Annotated in this window: 19 protein-coding genes; 18 read left to right on the forward strand and 1 reads right to left on the reverse strand. The window is 61.5% G+C overall.

What is annotated here, in order from left to right; translation table 11 throughout:
* The first annotated feature begins 167 nt into the window (after window positions 1–167).
* The 6 genes from IHQ71_RS20055 (at window position 168) to IHQ71_RS20080 (ending at window position 6,608) form a co-directional block, all read left to right on the forward strand.
* Window positions 168–1,706, forward strand: a complete 1,539-nt coding sequence (locus IHQ71_RS20055; RefSeq protein WP_258158203.1) for a trimethylamine methyltransferase family protein — start codon at window positions 168–170, stop codon at window positions 1,704–1,706.
* A 161-nt stretch (window positions 1,707–1,867) separates the two neighbouring features.
* Window positions 1,868–2,530 carry an ABC transporter permease gene (locus IHQ71_RS20060; RefSeq protein ID WP_258158204.1) on the forward strand — a complete coding sequence of 221 codons (663 nt, stop codon included), beginning with the start codon at window positions 1,868–1,870 and terminating at the stop codon, window positions 2,528–2,530.
* Window positions 2,527–3,642, forward strand: a complete 1,116-nt coding sequence (locus tag IHQ71_RS20065; protein ID WP_258158205.1) for an ABC transporter ATP-binding protein — start codon at window positions 2,527–2,529, stop codon at window positions 3,640–3,642. The genes IHQ71_RS20060 and IHQ71_RS20065 overlap by 4 nt, the downstream gene beginning before the upstream one ends.
* Entirely contained in the window at window positions 3,639–4,394 is a 756-nt protein-coding gene (locus IHQ71_RS20070; protein ID WP_258158206.1) for an ABC transporter permease, read from the forward strand. The genes IHQ71_RS20065 and IHQ71_RS20070 overlap by 4 nt, the downstream gene beginning before the upstream one ends.
* Window positions 4,395–4,419: 25 nt before the next feature.
* Entirely contained in the window at window positions 4,420–5,313 is an 894-nt protein-coding gene (locus IHQ71_RS20075) for a glycine betaine ABC transporter substrate-binding protein (protein WP_258158207.1), read from the forward strand.
* A gap of 164 nt (window positions 5,314–5,477) precedes the next feature.
* A complete protein-coding gene (locus IHQ71_RS20080; RefSeq protein ID WP_258158208.1) occupies window positions 5,478–6,608 on the forward strand; it encodes a mandelate racemase/muconate lactonizing enzyme family protein in 1,131 nt (376 codons plus the stop codon).
* A 63-nt stretch (window positions 6,609–6,671) separates the two neighbouring features.
* Here IHQ71_RS20080 and IHQ71_RS20085 read toward each other — a convergent pair whose 3' ends face one another.
* Entirely contained in the window at window positions 6,672–7,046 is a 375-nt protein-coding gene (locus IHQ71_RS20085) for a DUF3307 domain-containing protein (protein WP_258158209.1), read from the reverse strand.
* 206 nt (window positions 7,047–7,252) lie between these two features.
* Here IHQ71_RS20085 and IHQ71_RS20090 point away from each other — a divergent pair, with 206 nt between their 5' ends.
* The 12 genes from IHQ71_RS20090 (at window position 7,253) to IHQ71_RS20145 (ending at window position 19,793) form a co-directional block, all read left to right on the forward strand.
* The gene (locus IHQ71_RS20090; protein WP_258158210.1) at window positions 7,253–8,266 is read left to right on the forward strand and encodes a LacI family DNA-binding transcriptional regulator; all 1,014 of its coding nucleotides are present in this window, start codon (window positions 7,253–7,255) and stop codon (window positions 8,264–8,266) included.
* A 21-nt stretch (window positions 8,267–8,287) separates the two neighbouring features.
* Window positions 8,288–9,607, forward strand: coding sequence for an ABC transporter substrate-binding protein (locus tag IHQ71_RS20095; RefSeq protein ID WP_258158211.1), 1,320 nt, complete (start codon window positions 8,288–8,290; stop codon window positions 9,605–9,607).
* A gap of 63 nt (window positions 9,608–9,670) precedes the next feature.
* A complete protein-coding gene (locus IHQ71_RS20100; protein ID WP_258158212.1) occupies window positions 9,671–10,516 on the forward strand; it encodes a carbohydrate ABC transporter permease in 846 nt (281 codons plus the stop codon).
* Entirely contained in the window at window positions 10,513–11,346 is an 834-nt protein-coding gene (locus tag IHQ71_RS20105) for a carbohydrate ABC transporter permease (protein WP_258158213.1), read from the forward strand. Before IHQ71_RS20100 ends, IHQ71_RS20105 begins: the two co-directional genes overlap by 4 nt.
* A 52-nt stretch (window positions 11,347–11,398) precedes the next feature.
* Window positions 11,399–13,507, forward strand: coding sequence for an ADP-ribosylglycohydrolase family protein (locus IHQ71_RS20110; protein WP_258158214.1), 2,109 nt, complete (start codon window positions 11,399–11,401; stop codon window positions 13,505–13,507).
* A complete protein-coding gene (locus tag IHQ71_RS20115) occupies window positions 13,507–14,580 on the forward strand; it encodes an ABC transporter ATP-binding protein (RefSeq protein ID WP_258158215.1) in 1,074 nt (357 codons plus the stop codon). The genes IHQ71_RS20110 and IHQ71_RS20115 overlap by 1 nt, the downstream gene beginning before the upstream one ends.
* A gap of 137 nt (window positions 14,581–14,717) precedes the next feature.
* Window positions 14,718–14,987, forward strand: coding sequence for an acylphosphatase (locus IHQ71_RS20120; RefSeq protein WP_258158216.1), 270 nt, complete (start codon window positions 14,718–14,720; stop codon window positions 14,985–14,987).
* 155 nt (window positions 14,988–15,142) lie between these two features.
* Window positions 15,143–15,793 (forward strand): Rieske 2Fe-2S domain-containing protein, encoded by a 651-nt coding sequence (locus IHQ71_RS20125; protein ID WP_258158217.1) that lies wholly within the window; start codon window positions 15,143–15,145, stop codon window positions 15,791–15,793.
* Window positions 15,790–16,635 (forward strand): aromatic ring-hydroxylating dioxygenase subunit alpha, encoded by an 846-nt coding sequence (locus tag IHQ71_RS20130; RefSeq protein WP_258158218.1) that lies wholly within the window; start codon window positions 15,790–15,792, stop codon window positions 16,633–16,635. The genes IHQ71_RS20125 and IHQ71_RS20130 overlap by 4 nt, the downstream gene beginning before the upstream one ends.
* Window positions 16,632–17,291: a glutathione S-transferase family protein gene (locus IHQ71_RS20135; protein ID WP_258158219.1), complete on the forward strand. Its 660-nt coding sequence runs from the start codon at window positions 16,632–16,634 to the stop codon at window positions 17,289–17,291. Before IHQ71_RS20130 ends, IHQ71_RS20135 begins: the two co-directional genes overlap by 4 nt.
* Before the next feature lies 1 nt (window position 17,292).
* Window positions 17,293–18,672 (forward strand): amidohydrolase, encoded by a 1,380-nt coding sequence (locus IHQ71_RS20140; protein ID WP_258158220.1) that lies wholly within the window; start codon window positions 17,293–17,295, stop codon window positions 18,670–18,672.
* Between the two features lie 23 nt (window positions 18,673–18,695).
* Entirely contained in the window at window positions 18,696–19,793 is a 1,098-nt protein-coding gene (locus IHQ71_RS20145; protein ID WP_258158221.1) for a BMP family ABC transporter substrate-binding protein, read from the forward strand.
* Window position 19,794 lies beyond the last annotated feature (1 nt).

Genomic DNA, 19,794 nt, shown 5'->3' on the forward strand with positions numbered 1-19,794 from the left:
AGCCTAAATCCACCCACTCCACCGCTGCAATAGCCATTTGCGCCATGACCTCGTTTTTCTTGGTCATTGCCGACGTTCTTATCGTGTGAAGAGCGCCCGCACATTGGTCATAGTTCGACCGTGGAGGAAGCGATGCAATCAGCATTCGTCAGGAAGGGCATTCGACAATGAGTCAGGACCGGCGCGGCGGCGGACGGCGATCACGGATCGCGCGGGGCGGCAGCGGCATACCGCAAATGCCCTGGCAGGAGGTGCTCAACCCCTATGCGCCCATGCAGATCATGGACGAGGAGCGGATGGAGACGCTGCATCGGACCTCGACGCGCATCCTGTCCGAACTCGGCATCCGTGTGCTGAGCGAAAAGGCGATGGACATTTTCGAGAAGGCGGGTGCGATCGTCGATCGCGAGAATCTGATCATCAAGATCGACGAATCGCTGGTCAACGCCGCGCTGGCAACCGTGCCGTCGAGTTTCACGCTGACCAGCCGCAATCCCGAAAAGCGCCTGACCATCGGCGGCAACGCCATGGCCTTTGGCCTCGTGGCCGGGCCGCCGAATGTCCATGACCGGATCAACGGCCGCCGCGCAGGCAATCTCAAGGACTACGAGAATTTAACCCGGCTCGCGCACCATTTCAATGCCATCCATATTCTCGGCAACCAGGTCTGCGCGCCCGTCGAGCTTCCGGCCAATTCCCGGCATCTAGACACTTACAACGCCAACTTGACATTCAGCGACCTCTGCTACCACTGCACGGCCATCGGCGCAGGCCGCGCCATCGACGGCATCAAGATGATGGCGATTGCCCGAGGCGCCAGCCTGGAGGACATGCGGGCATCGCCCGGCGTGATCACGATCATCTCGGTCAACTCGCCGCGCATGCTCGACGATGCGATGACGGATGGCTTGATCGCCATGGCCGAACACGGCCAGCCGGTGACGATCACTCCCTTCACCTTGATGGGCGCGATGACGCCTGTGACGCTCGCCGCGGCCCTCTGCCAGCAGAATGCCGAGGCGCTGTTCGGGGTGACGCTCACCCAGCTCGTCAATCCCGGCACGCCGGTCATGTATGGCGCATTCACCTCGAATGTCGACATGCGCTCGGGCGCGCCCGCATTCGGCACGCCCGAGAATACAAAGGCCAATGTCATCGCCGGCCAGCTCGCGCGCCGCTATGGCCTTCCCTACCGCTCGTCGAACGCCAATGCCTCCAACGCCGTCGATCTACAGGCGGCCTATGAGACCGGGATGGCGACCTGGGGCGCGGTGCTGGGCGGCGCCAACCTCATCTATCACGCAGCCGGATGGCTCGAGGGCGGCCTCACGGCCTCCTACGAGAAGCTCGTGCTCGATGTCGAAATTCTGCAAAACATGATGGGCTTCCTGCAGCCCCTGCCCTTCACAGAGGATGATCTCGGTTTCGAGGCGATCAAAGCCGTCCCGGCAGGTGGGCATTTCTTCGGCTCCGAGCACACGATGTTGCGCTACGAGACCGCGTTCTACCAGCCGATGCTCTCCAATTGGCAGAACCACGGCGCATGGCAGGAAGCGGGCTCCCGCGACGCACTCGAACGGGCGACCGACATCTGGCAACAGGCGCTGCGCGAGTATGAGCAGCCGGCAATGGACCCGGCGATCCGCGAAGAACTCGACGCCTATATCGCGCATCGCAAGGAGGAAATCGGAGCGGGCGAACCCTGACCGGCACGGGAGAGCCAGAGGGATTGCCCAGCGGATACGAAAGCCTGCACATAAATTCAGGATTCCGAGCAATGACGGCTCGATGGCCTGGCCCATGGTGAGGCACGAAGGCAGCGGCGACAGCCGGTAATAACAAGGCCACAAAGGCAGGTTGGGAACGAATGGAGACAGTCGCGTTCATCGCTGACAATATCGACGTGATCGGCACGCGGGCTATCGAGCACATCTCGATCGTTTTCGCGGCCGTCGGCATCGCGATCGCCACGGCTGTGCCGATCGGCATTGCCATCACGCAGTCGAAGAGTGCTGCCGACACGGTTCTCTATCTGGCCTCGATGATGATAACGGTTCCTTCGATCGCGCTGTTCGGGTTGATGATCCCGCTCCTTTCACCGATCGGCCACGGCATCGGTTATATGCCGGCGGTCATCGCGGTCATCCTCTATTCGCAGCTTCCCATCATCCGCAACACCTACACGGCCATCGTCAATGTCGATCCGGCGTTGCGCGAAGCGGCACAGGGCATGGGCATGAGCACATGGCAGCGGCTACGCCAGGTCGAACTGCCGCTTGCGGTGCCGGTGATCATGGCGGGCGTCCGCACCGCCGTCGTCATGAACATCGGCGTCACCGCCATCGCCACCTATATCGGCGCGGGCGGGCTCGGGACCTTCATCTCGCGCGGCATCAGCCAGTCCGATCCACGGCAGCTGATAACCGGCGCGTTGGCGGTCTCCTTGCTGGCGATCACGGCCGACCTGTTCCTCGGGCTCATTCAATCGCTGCTGACGTCGCGCGGCATCAAGGTCGAGGTGGCACGATGATCAGGCTCGAAAATCTCACCAAGACCTTCGGCCCGCCCTCGAACGCAATCGTGGCGGTGGACAACGTCAACCTCGATCTGCCGACCGGCGAGATCTGCGTCCTGCTCGGCCCTTCGGGATGCGGCAAGACGACGACGATGAAGATGATCAATCGTCTCATCCAGCCAACCAGCGGCAAAGTCTATATCGACGGCAAGGACACGAGTTCGGTGGACCCGATCGAGCTGCGCCGTTCGATCGGCTATGTGATCCAGCAGATCGGTCTCTTCCCGAACAAGACGATCGAGGAAAACATCTGCATCGTTCCCGATCTGCTTGGCTGGGACAGGACCAAGTCGCGTTCACGCGCCAAGGAATTGCTCGAACTCGTCGGCCTGCAGCCGGATCTCTTCCTGAAGCGCTTTCCTAAGGAACTCTCGGGCGGACAGCAGCAGCGCGTCGGCGTGCTGCGCGCGCTTGCCGCCGACCCGCCCGTCATGCTGATGGACGAGCCCTTCGGCGCGATCGACCCGATCAATCGCGAGGTCATCCAGGAAGAGTTCCTGAAGATGCAGAAGGCGATTCGCAAGACGATCATCTTCGTCTCGCACGATCTCGACGAAGCCGTGAAGATGGCCGACAAGATCGCAATCTTCCGCTCGGGCAAGCTCGAACAATTCGCGAGCCCGGATGAGCTTCTTGCCAGGCCGGCGAACGGCTTCATCGAGAACTTTCTCGGCACGGATCGCGCATTGAAGCGGCTACGGCTGGTGCCTGTCAGCAAGGCGATGGTGCCAGACTTCGTGCAGGCCCCGCGCGACATGCCGATTGCTGAACTCTGTCAGCGCTTGCGCGGATCCGCAGTGCCGGCAGCGCTGGTGGTCAACGGTGACGGCATGGCCGAGGCTATCGTCGATGCCGAGATTATCCGGACCGTGAGCGGCACCGTCGCCGATCATGCCAAGCCGGTTCATGCTTCTGTTCCCATGACCGCCGACCTGCGCCAGGCCGTCTCGCTGATGTTCGCACACGACATGCCGGTCCTGCCATGCGTGGATGAAGCCGGGAAGGTTCGCGGCGTCATGACCTTCCGCTCCATCGTCGACAATCTCGGCAACGGGGACGCGTCATGAGCCTGCCGGTCTCCACAAGCGGTACAGTCGTGGCGCGTCCGGGCGGCATCGCCCCCTATATCGCGCTCGCCGTTCTGCTGCTGGCGATCTACTGGCTCTGGGCCAGCGGCATGGCCGATGAAATCCTGATCTATTGGGATGATATCGTCTATCTCAGTATCCAGCATATCGAACTCGTGGCGTGGGCCGGTGGCCTGGCGATCATCGTCGCCGTGCCCGTCGGCATTATCCTGTCGCGGCCTTTCATGCAGTCTTTTTCCGAAGCGTTCATGCAGGTGTTCAACATCGGCAGCACGGTGCCGACGCTTGCCATCCTCGCGCTGTCGATGAGCTTTCTCGGCATCGGCACCGTGCCGGCCGTCTTCGGGCTCTGGGCCGCGACCCTGCTGCCGATCGTGCGCAACACCTATGCCGGCATCCGCGCCGTCTCGCCACATCTGATCGAGGCGGCCCACGGCATGGGCATGACGCCGCTGCAACTGCTCTGGCGCGTCGAGCTTCCCAACGCGCTGTTCGTGATCTTCGGCGGCATCCGCACGGCGCTCGCGATCTGCGTCGGCTCGGCGCCGCTGGTGTTCCTGATCGGTGCGGGCGGTCTCGGCGAACTCATCTTCACGGGCATCTCGCTCGATGAGCTGCCGATGATGCTGGCCGGCGCGATACCCACCGCACTGCTGGCTGTCGTGGTCGATTTCCTGATCGGCCAGCTTCAATACCACCTCGTTCCACGAGGCATCAATCCACTACGCTAGTTCAACAAGAGAGGAGAAGGGGAATATGTCTATCATTTCGAAATTTGCAAAGGCATTGGCAACGGCTGCGGCACTCATCATCGCAGGCGGCACAGCCTGGGCGGCCGACACAATCACCGTCGGCGGCAAGAACTTTACCGAGCAGCTCGTCATCGCCGAGATCACCAAGCAGCTTCTGGAAAGCAAGGGCTACACCGTCGACAAGAAGGACGGCATGGGCACCAAGATCGTCCGCGCCGCACTCGAAAACGGCGAAGTCGATGTCTATTGGGAATATACCGGCACCTCGCTGATCACCTTCAACAAGATCAAGGACCGCCTGTCGCCCGAAGACACCTACAACAAGGTCAAGGAACTTGATGGCGAGAAGGGCCTCGTCTGGCTCGCACCGTCCAAGGCCAACAACACCTATGCCTATGTCGTGCGCGGCGACAACCCGAAGACCGATAAGCTGCAGACGCTCTCCGACCTCGCCGCCGCCTATAATGCCGGCACGGCGATCGTCATGGGCACGACCGCGGAGTTCCCCAAGCGTCCGGACGGCCTGCTTGGCCTTCAGGAAACCTATGGCTTCGAAGCAGGGCGTGCGAATGTCCGCCCGATGGACCTCGGCCTCGCCTATAACGCGCTGGCCAATGGCGACCTCGACACGATCGCGGCACAGGCAACCGACGGCCAGATCGCGGCCCTCAAGCTGCGCCTGCTGAAGGACGACAAGGGCTTCTTCCCGAACTACGCGCTGACACCTGTCATCCGCAAGGAAGTGCTCGATGCGCATCCCGATCTCAAGGAAATCCTCGAGGGCGTTTCGACCAAGCTCGACGACGCCACCATGCAGCGGCTGAACAGCGAAGTCGATGTGGACAAGAAGACCATCGAGACCGTCGCTGCCGGCTATCTGAAGTCGATCGGAATGTAGTCAAACGGCCTTTGCCCCTCACCCTAGCCCTCTCCCCGCAAGGACGGGGCGAGGGGACACCTGAAGTCCCACGAGTCCCTTCTCCCCGTCATTACGGGGAGAAGATGCCGGCAGGCAGATGAGGGGCACTTGAAACACAATCGCAGCCCTACGAGGAAATAAGAATGGTCAAGATTACCAAAGTGCGGGTTCGCCCACTGGTCCTGCCTTTGAAGCAGCCCTACCACTGGTCCTACGGCATCCGCGAATCCTTCGCGGTCAACCTGATCGAGATCGAGACCGACGACGGCACGGTGGGGATCGGCGAATGCACCGTGGCACCGGATCAGACAGGGACTGCCGCCATCCTCAAGCGGCTCGCGGGCCATCTCGTCGGCCATTCGCCCTATGATGTCGCGCCGCTGATCGACCGCATTTTTCGCCAGGAGTATCTCGGTCACGGCGCCAATGTCATGCGCGCCGCAAACCAGATCTTCTCCGGCATCGACATGGCGATGTGGGACCTCCAGGGCAAGCTTGCCGGACTGCCAGTGCACCGCCTGCTCGGCGGCGCACACCGCAAGGCGGTCGGCTACTTCTATTTCCTCCAGGGCGAAACCGCTGAGGAACTCGCACGCGATGCCGCCGCCGGTTACGCCAACGGCGAACGCGTCTTCTACCTCAAGGTCGGTCGCGGCGAGAAAATCGATCTCGAAATCACCGGCGCCGTGCGGCGGGAAATCGGCAACGCCCGGCTGCGGCTCGATGCCAACGAAGGCTGGAGCGTGGTCGATGCAATCAATATGTGCCGCAAGCTCGAGAAATACGACATCGAATTCATCGAGCAGCCGACCAACAGTTTCAGCATTGCGGCCATGGCGCAGGTACGGCAAGCAGTCGGCATACCCATCGTCGCCGACCAGTCGGCATTCACGCTCTACGACGTCTACGAGATCTGCCGCCAGCAGGCCGCCGACATGATTTGCATCGGCCCACGCGAGATCGGCGGCATACAGCCGATGATGAAGGTGGCGGCCGTCGCGGAATCGGCGGGCCTGAAAATCTGCATCCATTCCTCCTTCACGACGGGCATCACCACCTGCGCCGAGCATCATATCGCGCTCGCCATCCCCAATCTCGACGACGGCAATCAGATCATGTGGCAGTTGGTGCAGAAGGACATCGTGTCGTCACCGAACCTGGCACCGGTCAATGGCTGGATCGACGCCTTCCAGGACCCCGGCCTCGGCTTCTCGCTTGCCGAGGATCTCATTGCCGAAGGCGAGGCGCGCTACGCGGCCAAGATCTCGGCATGACAACGGCAACGTCCGGGGAGATCACCACCCGGAGTCCGCACACCTCATTGGAGCGGCGAAGCCTCACAACGCTGCGATCAAGATCCCGGTATAGGTCAGGTGATGCAGGAGCTGGTCTAAGCCATGTGAGGCCCAGAAGGCGCGGGTCGTCACATCGGCCGGATGGGTGCGCGAGTAAACTGCCTTGAAATGGTCGATCAGGTAGTGGATCACGAATTCGACCAACGCCGCGACTGCGATTGTTGTTACGTCCACCCCGAACACCACGAGACCGGGGATGGTGCCCGCGACATGGATCGCGGCATGGGCATATCCGCCGGGATGGCGAAAATCGCCCTTGCCCCGGAGAATCCAGGCCGGCTGCAGCAGATAGTCGGCGACGAAGTGCTTGACCTGCAACCAGGCAAGCAGGCCGAGAAGGGGAAGTGCGTTCTCCATGCTGCCTCTTCCCTTACACCGGGGTCGATTGCCTGTCCAAGGTAAAGATTTGCACCGATTTCAAACTGCCGCGCAACGGCGTCTTTCCAACCAGTGCACGACCACCGGATCATCCGTGATCCATTTCACCGCAGAAAATCGATTGACAACCAACCAGGCGTCGCTTTAATGATACGTATCACTAATACGTATAAGCAGAGCAAAACGTGGTCGGACGCGCAACACAGAAAGACGTCGCAAAGGCGGCCGGGGTCTCCCAGGCCACGGTGTCTATGGTGCTCAGCGGCGGCGGCGCACCCTCCATTCCCGCCGAAACCTGGCAGCGCATCACCAAGGCCGCCAAGGACCTCGGCTATGTGCCGAACCGGTTCGCGCAGGCGCTGAAGACCAGCCGCTCGATGACCATCGCCTGCATCGTGCCGGATATCTCCAACCCGTTTTATCCATCGCTGATCCGCGGCATCCAGACCGTGACCGACGGCCTCAACTACGATGTGATCGCCGTCAACACGGATGGTTCGCCCGAGAGGGAGAGGCATTTCCTGGATTGGGCCAGGCAGGGTCGTGTCGATGGCGTGATCGGCGTGTTCTTCACCCTGCGTGCCAGCGATTTCGGCCCGCTGGTCGAGGCCGGTGTCCCGGTCGTCCGCATCGAATCCTCGAAGAAGCGCGGCGGCGAACTCGCGATCGACGATATCTTTGTCGATAGCCACGCGGCAGCCTTCGGTGTGACGGAATATCTGATCGGACAAGGCCATGCCCGCATCGCCATGGTCGCAGGTCGCGGTGGCCCACAGGGCACGCGCATCATGGGCTATCGCGCGGCACTGGCCGAGAAGGGCTATGCCGATCATGTCGTCATCGATGAAGAATTCAACGAGGTCGGCGGCATCCGCGCCACTGAAGCCATCCTCGCAAGCGGCTTTCAGCCGACCGCAATCTTTGCCGCCAACGACCTGATGGCGATCGGCGTCATGCAGGCGCTTCGCGAGAGGGACATCAAAATCCCCGAACAGATCGCCGTGGCGGGCTTCGACGATATCTCGGCCGCCAAGCTGGTCACGCCATCACTGACCACGGTTGCTCAATTCCAGTCGGACATGGGCAAGACTGCCGCCCTGACGCTGATGGAACGCCTGCAAGGCCGGAAAACCGGCGCAGGCACTGCACTCGAAATGCCATTCGAACTGATCCAAAGGGGTTCGACCCGAACCACTTGAGGTAACCTGGAGGAGGAACTCATGGAACGCCGCACACTACTCAAGGCCGGGCTCGGTCTTGCAACCCTGCCATTCATGTCACGTCTGGCCTTTGGCCAGGACGCCAAACCGGTCGGATTCTGGTATGAGTCTGCCTCACCCGAAAACCAGGAGAACCTGCAGAAGTTTCTCGTGGACGCCTTCAATACCAAGCATCCCGAGAACGCTTTGAGCATCGATTTCCGTGGCTCGGATCTCGACAAGCAGCTGCGTGTGGCGATGTTGTCGGGCACCGGCCCGGATGTCGTCTATACCGCAGGTCCCAGCTATGTCGCGGCGATGGCGCAGGCCGGCCAGCTGCTTCCCCTGGATGACTATGCAAAGAAGTTCGGCTGGAATGAACGCTTGCTGCCGATGTTCCTCGACATGGGGAAATATGAAGGCAAGCTCTACGCGCTGGCCAAGACTTACGAGACACTTGGACTTTTCTACAACAAGACTTTGTTCGCCGCGAACAACTGGAAAGCGCCGACCACGATAGCCGAACTCGAAGCGCTGGCCGACGAGATGAAGGCCAAGGGTCTTGTGGCTTTCGGTGCCGGCAATGCCGACTGGCGCGGGGCCAACGAATGGCACGTTTCGATCGCCTTCAACTCGATCGCTGGCCCGGATAACGTCTACAAGGCGCTTACCGGCGCGATCCCCTGGACGGATGCGGCTTTCGCTACTGCGATCGACAAGCTCGCCGAGTGGTGGGACAAGGGCTATTACGGCGAAAACTATTTCTCGCTGACGCTCGAACAATCCTTTGCCCAGATCGCCACCGGCCAGGCCGGCATGGCGCCGACCGGCACGTGGAGCTTCACCAACATACCGGCCTACTTCCCGCCAAACAATGTCGAGCCCGGCTTCGTTGGCTTCCCCAGCATGAAGGGTGATCCGGTCTTCGCCCTCGGCGTCGGTTCGACGCTCTCCGTCAATGCGAAGTCGGAAAATCCGGATGGCGCCGCCGGCGTGCTCGACTACATGTTCTCGGACGAGTTCTACAGCGCAATGAATTCGGTCTGGCAGGGCGAGTGGAACCTGCCGCTGGTCGATCTCTCCAAGGTCAAGCTGTCCGACAAGGTTCTGCCGCTCTACACCGAGGTGATGAAGGAACTGTCCGCCGCCGTCGGCGCCGGCAATTACGGTTACACGACCTGGACCTTCCTGCCGCCCGCGACGGATACCTATCTGGTGAGCGGCATGGAGGAAGTCTGGCTCAAGAAGACATCCACGACGGATTTCCTCAAGAAGCTCGACGAGACGTTCAAAGGCGAGAAGGAAGCCGGCAAGGCTCCCGCTATACCGCCCCGCGCCTGATACCACGACATAAGGACCGGAGGCGATGGTGAGCCCATCGCCTCCACCTGGAGGAAAATTCCCATGCACTGGCTCTACGTCGTTCCGACGATGATCATCAATTTCGTCATCGTGCTGATCCCGGCATTGCTGACCGTGGTGCTTGCCTTCTGCAATTTCGACGGCCTCGGCATGCCGACATATGCAGGACTGGCGAACTTTCAATCGCTCGCCGCTGATCGCGTATTCTGGGTGGCACTCGGAAACAACATTATCTGGACGGCGATCTTCCTTGTTGTCCCCATGGCGATGGGCCTGCTTGCCGCATCGATGCTGTTGATCGCGCGGCGCGGCAGCAATTTCTTCCAGATCGTCTATTTCCTGCCGGTGGTGATCGCGACAGTCATCACGGCACGCGTCTGGCAGGGCATGATCTATAGTCCCGTAACCGGCGTTTTCGGTCTTCTGAAACAGTATGGGATTCCGATTACCAACCCGCTGAGCCAGCCATCAATGGCGCTGTTCGGCGTTGCCACGGTCGACCTCTGGCATTGGTGGGGTTTCCTCTGCGTCATCTTCTTCGCAGCACTCAGACAGGTGCCGCAGGAGCAGATCGAGGCGGCCCGCATCGAGGGCGCCACCTATGTCCAGATGATGCGCTATGTCATGCTGCCGGCCATTCGCCCGACGATCATGCTTCTCATGATCATGACCGTGATCTGGTCGTTCCTCGCCTTCGATTTCGTCTACATCCTGACACAGGGCGGACCCGCCCTTTCCAGCGAATTGCTTTCGACGCTCGCCTATCGCAACGCCTTCTATGATCTCAATGTCGGGCGCGCGGCCGCGGCAGCGCTGGTGATCAGCCTGTTCGGCCTTGTCGGCACTTTCTTCTATGTCCGCATCCAGACGAAGGAGGGCGAACAATGAGACTCGTCGAAAGCCGTGCCACGCTCTTCGTCGCCTATGCGATGCTCTCGATCTTCGCCTTCATAGCGCTGTTTCCGATCGTACTGCTTGTGCTCAATTCCCTGAAGCCGGCGGCGCAAATCGTGCAAAATCCGCTCGGCCTGCCCGAAACGATCCGCTGGGAGAATTTCGCCAATGCCTGGAAACACGCGAAGTTTTCACGGACCTTCATCAACTCGCTGCTGGTGAGCGGGACGACGATCGTCATCGTCTGCAGCACGTCTTCGCTGACCGCCTATGTCATTGCCCGCAAGAAGATCGAGTCCTGGAAAATCCTCACCTTCTACCTGTTGGCGACCACGACGGCGCCGATCCAGCTCTATATCTTCCCGCTCTATTTCGGCTTTGCCAAGCTCGGCATGATCAACAACATCTTCGGCGTGGCGCTGATCTATTCGGCGATCTTCAGCCCCTTCGCGGTGATGCTGATGCGAACCTATTTCATCGCCGTTCCCAAGGAACTCGAGGAGGCCGCGATCGTCGATGGCGCGACCTCGTGGCAGGTGTTCTGGCGGGTCATGTTGCCGATCGTCTCGCCCGGCATCCTCACCGTGGCGCTGATCATCGGGCTCAATTCCTGGAACGAGTTCCTGATCGCCACGACCTTCCTGCAGAAGCAGGAAAATACCACGGCCGTCATCGCCTTCTTCCTGTTGTCCGGTCAGTACAGCTCGGACTGGGGTGAGATCATGGCGGCAGCCCTGATCATCGTGCTGCCCGTAGTCGCGCTTTTCGTCTTCATGCAGCGACGTTTCATCGAGGGCATGGCCGGCGGCGCCGTCAAGGGCTGAGCCCGATAGCAATCAAGACCTGAACGATTTGAATATTTTGATGGAGAATGTGATGCAACTTCCCAACGACTATCTCGAACGCGTCTATGCCGGCGTTCTCGGCAAGCTTGTCGGCGTCTATCTCGGCCGTCCGTTCGAAGGCTGGACCTACCAGAAGATCATGGAGGAGCTTGGGCCGATCGAATATTACGTGCATGAGCGCCTGAACCAGCCGCTCGTCGTCACCGACGACGACGTCGCCGGCACGTTCACCTTCGTCCGGGCACTCGAGGACTACGGCATCAAGAAGGATCTGTCGGCGGAGGAAATCGGCAAGGCCTGGCTCAATTATATCGTCGAGGATCGCGCCATTCTCTGGTGGGGCGGCAACGGCAATTCCACCGAACACACCGCCTGGCTCAATCTCAAGAAGGGCGTCCCCGCGCCTGCATCAGGTTCGATCGCCACCAATGGTCAGGCCGTCGCGGAGCAGATCGGCGCGCAGATCTTCATCGACGGTTGGGCGATGGTCGCGCCGAATCAGCCGGAACTGGCGGCCAGGCTCGCCGAACAGGCCGGCAAGGTCAGCCACGACGGCGAATCCGTTTATGCCGCCATGTTGTGGGCCGCGATGGAAGCCGAAGCGTTCGGATCAGCCGATATCGAGCACCTGCTCGAGACCGGCCTTGCCCAGATTCCGCGGGACAGCCTGATCGCCAGGCTGATCGCCGACGTCCGCGCCTGGCACAAGGCCCATCCCGATTGGCGCGATACGCGCCAGAAGATCCAGGACAATTACGGCTATGACAAATATCCCGGCAATTGCCATGTCGTGCCCAATCACGCTCTGATGATCATGTCGGTCCTCTATGCGCCGCATGATTTCCAGAAGGCGCAGATGATCGTCAATACGTCGGGCTGGGACACCGACTGCAATGCCGGCAATGTCGGCTGCCTGCTCGGCATCATGAACGGCCTTGAAGGACTAGAGGAAGGCCCCGACTGGCGCGGCCCGATCGCCGACCGCATGCTGATCTCCTCGGCCGATGGCGGCAACTCGATCAACGATGCCGTGAAGCAGGCCTATTTCCTCACCAATCTCGGGCTTGAACTCTCGGGCGGCCAGGCACTCGATGCCCCGAAGAGCGGCGCGCAGTTCCATTTCTCCCTGCCGGGCAGCCAGCAGGGTTTCCGGCCGCAGCCGGCGATCGACGCCAGCAAGACGGTGCGCATCGGCAATGCCGAATTCGAAGGCAGCCGGGCGCTGGTGATCGATTACGAGGCGCTCGGCCCCGGACAGGTCGCATCCGCCACCACGCCGACATTCTCGCCGCGCGAGATGCTCGACATGCGCACCTATGACCTGATGGCGACGCCGCTGGTCTATCCCGGCCAGGTGGTCAAAGCCCGCGTCAGGGCCGATGGCGGCAACAAGGGCTCGGTTGACGTCCGCCTGCGCATCCGGGTCTATAACGAGCGCGACCAGCTCACCGATATCGACGGCGAGATCGTCAGCATCGCCGCCGGCCATGAGACGGTCCTCGAATGGCGGCTGCCCGACACCGGCGGCCAGCCGATCGCCGAGATCGGCATCGCCATCACCGGCAGCGGCAAGCGCGCCGATGGCCGGCTGTTGATCGACTATCTCCGCTGGGATGGCGGGCCTGAGCTGACACTTCGCCGCCCCACCGGGGATTGCGATTTCTGGCGCATGTCCTGGGTCAATGGCGCGAGCTTCTTTTCCAAGCGCTTCCCGCAGGCGTTCCGGATCGCGCAAAACCGTGGCGAAGGCATCATCATCCACGGCACCCGCCAATGGACAGATTACGAGGCATCGGGAGACGTGATGATGCATCTCGGCAATTACGGCGGCATGGCCGTCCGTGCCCAGGGCCTGCGCCGCTTCTACGGCGCCCGCGTGACCCGCGACGGCAAGATGCAGATCGTCCGCGTCCGCGACGAGGACACACAGGTGTTGGCCGAAACCGACTTTGCCACCGAGTTCGAAACGCCGATCTCGATGAAGGTTTCCGCCAAGGGTAACCGCATTTCCTTCAAGGCCAATGGCACATCGCTCTCAGTTGAGGATGACAGCCGCGACGCCTTCGCCGATGGCGGCGTGGGACTGCTGGTGCATGAAGGCGCGCTGTCGTCGAACGAAATCCGGATCGGAGCGGTCTGATGGCGAACGTTACCATCGACAAGGCCCGCAAGGCCTATGGCGCCATCGAGGTGCTGCACGGCGTCTCGGTCGATATCGCGGATGGCGAATTCGTGGTTCTCGTCGGTCCATCCGGCTGTGGAAAATCGACGCTGCTGCGGATGATCGCGGGGCTCGAAAACATCACCGATGGTACGATCAGCATCGGCGGACGGGTGGTCAACAACCTTCCGCCCAAGGAGCGCGACATCTCCATGGTGTTCCAGAGCTACGCGCTCTATCCGCACATGACGGTTGCCGAGAACATGGCATTCTCGATGACCCTCGCCGGCGCGCCGAAAGCCGAGAAAGAGCGCCGAGTCGCCGAAGCCGCTCAGATCCTAGGCCTCACGCCTTTGCTAGACCGCTATCCGCGCCAGCTCTCGGGCGGCCAGCGCCAGCGTGTCGCCATGGGCCGCTCGATCGTTCGCGATCCGAAGGTGTTCCTGTTCGACGAGCCGCTCAGCAATCTCGATGCCAAGCTCCGCGTCGCGATGCGTGCCGAGATCAAGAGCCTGCACCGGCGGCTCGCCACGACCACGGTCTATGTCACCCATGACCAGGTCGAGGCGATGACCATGGCCGACCGCATCGTCGTCATGAATGCTGGCAATATCGAGCAGATCGGCCGGCCGCTCGATCTCTACGACAATCCGCAAAGCGTGTTCGTCGCCGAGTTCATCGGCTCGCCCTCGATGAACCTTCTCAAGGGCAGGATCGAAAATGCTGCCGGATCCGCCGTGTTCCGGTTGAGCCCGGATGTAGTGCTGCCGTTGCCTCGGGCGTTCGCCGCATCCAAAGATTCCGAAGTGATATTCGGCATCCGGCCCGAATATGTCACCATCACCGAACCCGGAACGGGCTTTCCTGCTAAGGTGGTCGTTATCGAGCCGCTCGGTTCGGAAACCCAGATTGTTTTATCCGCCGGCGACCATACGATCGTCGTCGTCACCAGGGCGCGCACCACGCTGGAGCCCGACGAGGTCATATGGATCAGCCCGGAGGTTGAGAATGTCAGGTTGTTCGGTTCGGATGGCCGGCGTCTGAACGGATAGTGGGTTGTTTCGGAGTTGGGTTAGAAGAACACGGCCCATCCCGGCAATTGCCAGAAAACCGCAATCACCCGTCAATTGCCCCTTCCGTCAAGGAATTCAGTCGCTATGCTGGGGATAACAGCAAGCGCGAGGCCTTGATGACGGAGCGACGTCAAAACCATTTCGACGAGCGGATGACCATTCGCGGCGACCTCGCGCCTGCGTCCTTCGTGCCGTGGATCAACCGCCATGCCGCCAAGCTCGGCCTTGTGCAGAAGATCGCGCACACGAGTTCGGACCGCATAGAACTCGAGCTTTCCGGTTCGGTGGAACTGATCGATATGATGGAAATGGGGTGCTCGCTCGGACCTATCGAGGTCTGGGTCGAGACCATCGACCGCGCGCCGGCCGATCGGGAATCCAGCTAGTTTTGCGTGCGCTCGCCATTGATTGCACTCGATTTAATCAATGTTGCAAATGCGAAATTATTATGCAAACGTCGCTGGGTCGAGCATTCCGCCATCTTCTTCCGCTGACGCCTCAAAGCTCGGCGAATATTGAGTAAAGTACGGAAAGTAAGGTCATGCTGTCCGACAAGACGGACACCTGGGTGCCAGTCGCCCTTGCCCAGGATTTGCCGCCGGGAACTGCCATGCCGGCACGGATTCCCGCCGGTTCCATTGCCCTTTGGCGAAGCCAATCAGGGCGCGTCGCGGCATCGGCGGATCGCTGTCCTCATCGCGGCATGCGCCTTTCCCACGGTTTCGTGCGCGGCGAGCAGCTTTCATGCATCTATCACGGCTGGAGCTATTCGCAGGCCGGCAACTGCGTACGCATCCCCGCCCATCCCGGTCTCGTGCCGCCGGATACGATTCGCGCCGTGACGCACGCGACCGACGAGGCAGGCGGGATTGTCTGGGTTGCCAACGGAGAGCCTCCTGCGGGGCCACCGCTGTTTGAAGGTTTCGTCCCCCTTCGTTCCCTGCTGGTCCATGCCGGACGTGCAGCACTTGCCGCCGCCGGCGCGAAGGCTGCCGAAGACGGCGTCTCCTGGGAGATGCCCGGTACGACGCCAATACGGCTGCTGCCCGTTCCTCAGGAAGACGGCGAGACGTTGATTCATGTGCTCGTGCCTGAGGGCTGCACAGCCCCGGAGCGTATCGCCGCCTCGCGGGCCGTCGAGAGCCTTCGGCGCATGGCGGAGCGGATCGAAGCGAAAGGGATCGTGTCATGACCGAGGGTGCAATGCGCGACGAATGGTATCCCGTCGGGATTTTCGCCCAACTCGATAGCGAGGGTCGCGAGACAGCCTTGATGGGCGAGCCGATCAAGGTTGCGCTCGATGCCGATGGCACCGCGCGTGTGACGGGCAGCAACGGGCGCACCCTGCCCGTCTGCGTGCGCTATGGCCATGTCTGGTCCTCGCTTGGTGAACCGAAGAAGCCGCTGTTTCCGATTCCCGAGGCAGACCAGCCCGGCCGCCGTTTTGTCGATGTCGGCGTGGTGCGCGTGCGCTGCTCGCCGCTGCGCGCCGTCGAGAATTTCCTCGACATAGCGCACTTCCCCTTCGTTCATACCGACATCCTCGGCGCCGAGCCGCATACGGAAGTCCAGAACTACAAGGTCGAAATCCGCGAGGAGGAAGACGAAGTCTGGGCAACCCAGGTGAAATTCTACCAGCCACAGGCCGCGAAATCGGCTGCTGGCGGGATCACGACCGAATACATGTACCGCGTGCCGGCCCCGACCTGCTCGGTCCTCTACAAGACCTGTCCGCCGCGCCCCAGCGAATGGGATGTCATCACCCTCTTCGTCCAGCCGCTCGCCGAGGATCTGTGTGACGTCTGGCCGTGGATGGCGCTCTTCGACGATGAGACCTCGCTGACCGACCTCATCCATTTCCAGCAGACGATTTTCCTGCAGGATCGCTCGATCTTGGAGAACCAGATTCCGCGTCTGCTGCCGCTCGACCCCGGCATGGAGATCCCGACACGCGCGGACCTGACTTCGGTCGCCTATCGCCGCTGGCTGAAACGCCACAATTTCACCTATGGTGCGCAGCTGGTGGCGGCATGAAGCTCTACAACTACATCCTCTCGCCGAGTTGCTACAAGGTGCGCCTGATGGCGGCGCTCGTAGGCGCGAAGCTCGATCTCCATCCGGTGGATTTCCATCCAGGTGCCGAGCATCGCGGCCCCGAACTTCTGGCGCTCAATCCGGGCGGCTCCATTCCGATTCTTGAAGACGGCGACCTGATCCTCACCGAATCCTCCGCCATGCTCGCCTATCTCGTTGCGAAAGCAGCACCCGCGTGGCTCGGCAGCGGCGGGGCGGAGGAGACAGCCCGCATCCAGCAATGGCTCTCCTTCTCGCACCGGCTGACCGCCAATCTCGGCGGCGCGCGCCTGCATGAAATGCTGCTGCGCCCCGGCGATATCGCAGCACTTCAGGCCAATGGCATAGCGGCGCTGCGTGAACTGGAAGCCGGCCTCTTCGAACAGAAAATGCGCGGCATGCGGTTTCTCGCGTCCGACCAGCCGACGATCGCCGACATCGCCTGCTTCCCCTATGTTGCGCTGGCACCCGACGGCGGTGTTTCCCTCGACCCGTATCCAACCATCCGGCTCTGGTCGCGCGCACTCCGCAGCCTCGACGGCTTCATCGAAATGCCCGGCATCCACCGGCTGCATGAGTTGAAGCCCGAACCGCAACTCGAACCGGGCGAGGCCTGAGATGGCGGGCTATCTCCTGAAAAACTGCGCAGCGGCTATTGTCGATGAGGGCAAGGGTCTCACCGTCAAGCGTAATGTCGATGTGCTGACCAACGGTCCGGCGATAACAGCGATTGGCGAAGGGCTGCATCGAAGCGAGTTGCCACCGGGCACGACCGTACAGGATGCCGATGGCTGGTTCGTCTATCCCGGCCTCGTCAACACGCACCACCACTTTTTCCAATGCTTCGTGCGCAACCGTGCCGAGCTCGACTGGACCAAGCTCTCGGTCATCGAATGGCTCGACCGCATCTATCCGATCTTCTCCCGGCTCAACGAGGATTGTTTCTACCATTCCTCGGTTACCGCCATGGCCGAACTGATCAAGCACGGCTGCACGACGGCTTTCGACCACCAGTATAATTTTCCGCGCCATGCCGGAAAGCGCCTGATCGACCGGCAATTCGAGGCCGCCGAACTCCTCGGCATGCGTTTCCATGCCGGCCGCGGCGGCAATACGCTGCCGAAGTCCGAGGGCTCGACCATTCCGGACGAGATGCTGGAGACGACCGACGAATTCATTGCCGACTGTGCCCGCCTCATCGACACCTATCACGACACCAGCCCCTTCAGCATGCGGCAGGTCGTGGTCGCCCCCTGCCAGCCGGTCAATTGCTACCGCGAGACCTTCGTGGAATCGGTTTCGCTGGCGCGCGATCGCGGCGTCATGATGCACACCCATGTCGGCGAGGGCGAAAGCCCGGTGATCCAGGCCCGCCACGGCATGCGCACGGTGGATTATCTCGAGGAGATCGGCTTTGCCGGCCCCGACGCTTTCTACGCCCATTGCTGGGAACTGACGCACGACGAGCTTCGCACCATGGCGAAGAGCGGCACCGGCGTTTCGCATTGCCCGGAGCCGGTTTACCTGGTGGGCGCCGAGGTGACGGATATTCCCGCCATGTCCGCCTTCGGCCTGCGCGTCGGCCTAGGCTGCGATGGCGCTGCCTCGAACGACAATTCCAACCTCATTCATTGCATCCATTCCGGCTACATGCTGCAGTGCCTGGTGGCCCCGACGCGCGCCCATCCGGTACCTCCGCCAGCCGATTTCCTCGGCTATGCGACGACTGGCGGGGCCGCCTTGCTCGGCCGCAAGGACATCGGGCGGCTGGCGCCCGGCATGGCCGCCGATCTCTTCGCGATCGACACGCGCCGCATGGATTATGTCGGCACGCGCCATGATCCGCTCAGCCTGATCGCCAAGGTCGGCATCGGCATGGCGACCGACATGACCATGATCAACGGCCGCATCGTCTGGGAGAAGGGTGCGTTCGTTGGTCTGGACGAGGCCAGGCTTGCCGCGGACGCTGAAGCCGCACTTGCCACTGTGGAATTCTAGAAACTCAAAACAGGGGAACTGACATGCTCAACATAACTCGCAGAACATTGATGAAAGGCCTGGCTGCAACCGGTCTCGCCAGCGCGTTTGGCGGCAAGGCCGCCTTCGCGGCCGACGAACCGCTCGGCATCACGCTCGTGGTTCCATCGCCGATCGGCGATGTCGGCTGGGGCCATGCGCTCGCCGCCGGCCTCGAACCGATCAAGGCCGCCTATGGCGACAAGGTCAAGGTCACCATTCTCGAAAACATCGCCGAGGGCCCGGATGCCGACCGCATCATGACCAAGACCGTTGCCGACGGGAACAAGTTCCTGATCGCCGGCTCGTTCGGTTACCAGAACGGCGCGCTGCAGATCGCCCGCCGCGACCCGAGCGTGACCGTGCTGCATGCCTCCGGCTTCCAGGTCGCGCCGAACTTCTCGCCCTTCGCGGCGCAATATTCCCAGGGCACCTATCTCCTGGGCATGGCTGCTGCGGCCCTGTCGAAAACCGGCAAGCTCGGCTCAGTCTCGGCCTTCGCCATTCCGGAACTCATCACGTCGATCAATGCTTTCGCGCTCGGCGCGCAGGCTGTGAGGCCCGATATCGAAGTGTCGGTCGTCTGGGTGAATTCCTGGTTCGACCCGGCCAAGGAACAAGAGGCCGCCAAGGCCCTGATGGCGCAGAATTGCGATGTGATATTCTCCAATGCGCAGGATACGCCGTCCGTCATCTCGGCTTGCGAAGAGGCTGGCGTCTATGCCTTCAACCTCAATTCCTCGATGAAGAAATACGCGCCGAAGACCTATCTCGGCTGCGTCGCGACTGATTGGTCGCCATTCTTCAAGGCGTCCGTTGACGCCCATCTCGCCGGAACATTCAAGGGCGCCAACGCCTTCCTCGGCGTCGGCGACAAGGTGGTCGAAGTCGTCGATTGGAACCCCGACATTCCGGCAGACACGATGGCGAAGATCAAGGAAACTGAAGCCAAGATCGCCGCCGGCAGCTTCTCCCCGTTCACCGGCCCGATCACCAAGGCGGACGGTAGCGAAGGTGTCGCGAGCGGTGTCACGATGACCGATCCGGAGGTCATCGCGATGAACTGGCACGTCAAGGGCGTCACCACCCCACTGCCGCAATAAA

The sequence above is a fragment of the Rhizobium sp. TH2 genome (assembly GCF_024707525.1).
GTDB lineage: Bacteria > Pseudomonadota > Alphaproteobacteria > Rhizobiales > Rhizobiaceae > Rhizobium_E.

What these genes read in the sequence shown, in the direction of transcription:
- IHQ71_RS20055 (WP_258158203.1), top strand. Translation starts at nt 168, where the DNA reads ATGAGTCAGGACCGGCGCGGCGGCGGACGGCGATCACGGATCGCGCGG.
- IHQ71_RS20060 (WP_258158204.1), top strand. Translation starts at nt 1,868, where the DNA reads ATGGAGACAGTCGCGTTCATCGCTGACAATATCGACGTGATCGGCACG.
- IHQ71_RS20065 (WP_258158205.1), top strand. Translation starts at nt 2,527, where the DNA reads ATGATCAGGCTCGAAAATCTCACCAAGACCTTCGGCCCGCCCTCGAAC.
- IHQ71_RS20070 (WP_258158206.1), top strand. Translation starts at nt 3,639, where the DNA reads ATGAGCCTGCCGGTCTCCACAAGCGGTACAGTCGTGGCGCGTCCGGGC.
- IHQ71_RS20075 (WP_258158207.1), top strand. Translation starts at nt 4,420, where the DNA reads ATGTCTATCATTTCGAAATTTGCAAAGGCATTGGCAACGGCTGCGGCA.
- IHQ71_RS20080 (WP_258158208.1), top strand. Translation starts at nt 5,478, where the DNA reads ATGGTCAAGATTACCAAAGTGCGGGTTCGCCCACTGGTCCTGCCTTTG.
- IHQ71_RS20085 (WP_258158209.1), bottom strand. Translation starts at nt 7,046, where the DNA reads ATGGAGAACGCACTTCCCCTTCTCGGCCTGCTTGCCTGGTTGCAGGTC.
- IHQ71_RS20095 (WP_258158211.1), top strand. Translation starts at nt 8,288, where the DNA reads ATGGAACGCCGCACACTACTCAAGGCCGGGCTCGGTCTTGCAACCCTG.
- IHQ71_RS20100 (WP_258158212.1), top strand. Translation starts at nt 9,671, where the DNA reads ATGCACTGGCTCTACGTCGTTCCGACGATGATCATCAATTTCGTCATC.
- IHQ71_RS20105 (WP_258158213.1), top strand. Translation starts at nt 10,513, where the DNA reads ATGAGACTCGTCGAAAGCCGTGCCACGCTCTTCGTCGCCTATGCGATG.
- IHQ71_RS20110 (WP_258158214.1), top strand. Translation starts at nt 11,399, where the DNA reads ATGCAACTTCCCAACGACTATCTCGAACGCGTCTATGCCGGCGTTCTC.
- IHQ71_RS20115 (WP_258158215.1), top strand. Translation starts at nt 13,507, where the DNA reads ATGGCGAACGTTACCATCGACAAGGCCCGCAAGGCCTATGGCGCCATC.
- IHQ71_RS20120 (WP_258158216.1), top strand. Translation starts at nt 14,718, where the DNA reads ATGACGGAGCGACGTCAAAACCATTTCGACGAGCGGATGACCATTCGC.
- IHQ71_RS20125 (WP_258158217.1), top strand. Translation starts at nt 15,143, where the DNA reads ATGCTGTCCGACAAGACGGACACCTGGGTGCCAGTCGCCCTTGCCCAG.
- IHQ71_RS20130 (WP_258158218.1), top strand. Translation starts at nt 15,790, where the DNA reads ATGACCGAGGGTGCAATGCGCGACGAATGGTATCCCGTCGGGATTTTC.
- IHQ71_RS20135 (WP_258158219.1), top strand. Translation starts at nt 16,632, where the DNA reads ATGAAGCTCTACAACTACATCCTCTCGCCGAGTTGCTACAAGGTGCGC.
- IHQ71_RS20140 (WP_258158220.1), top strand. Translation starts at nt 17,293, where the DNA reads ATGGCGGGCTATCTCCTGAAAAACTGCGCAGCGGCTATTGTCGATGAG.
- IHQ71_RS20145 (WP_258158221.1), top strand. Translation starts at nt 18,696, where the DNA reads ATGCTCAACATAACTCGCAGAACATTGATGAAAGGCCTGGCTGCAACC.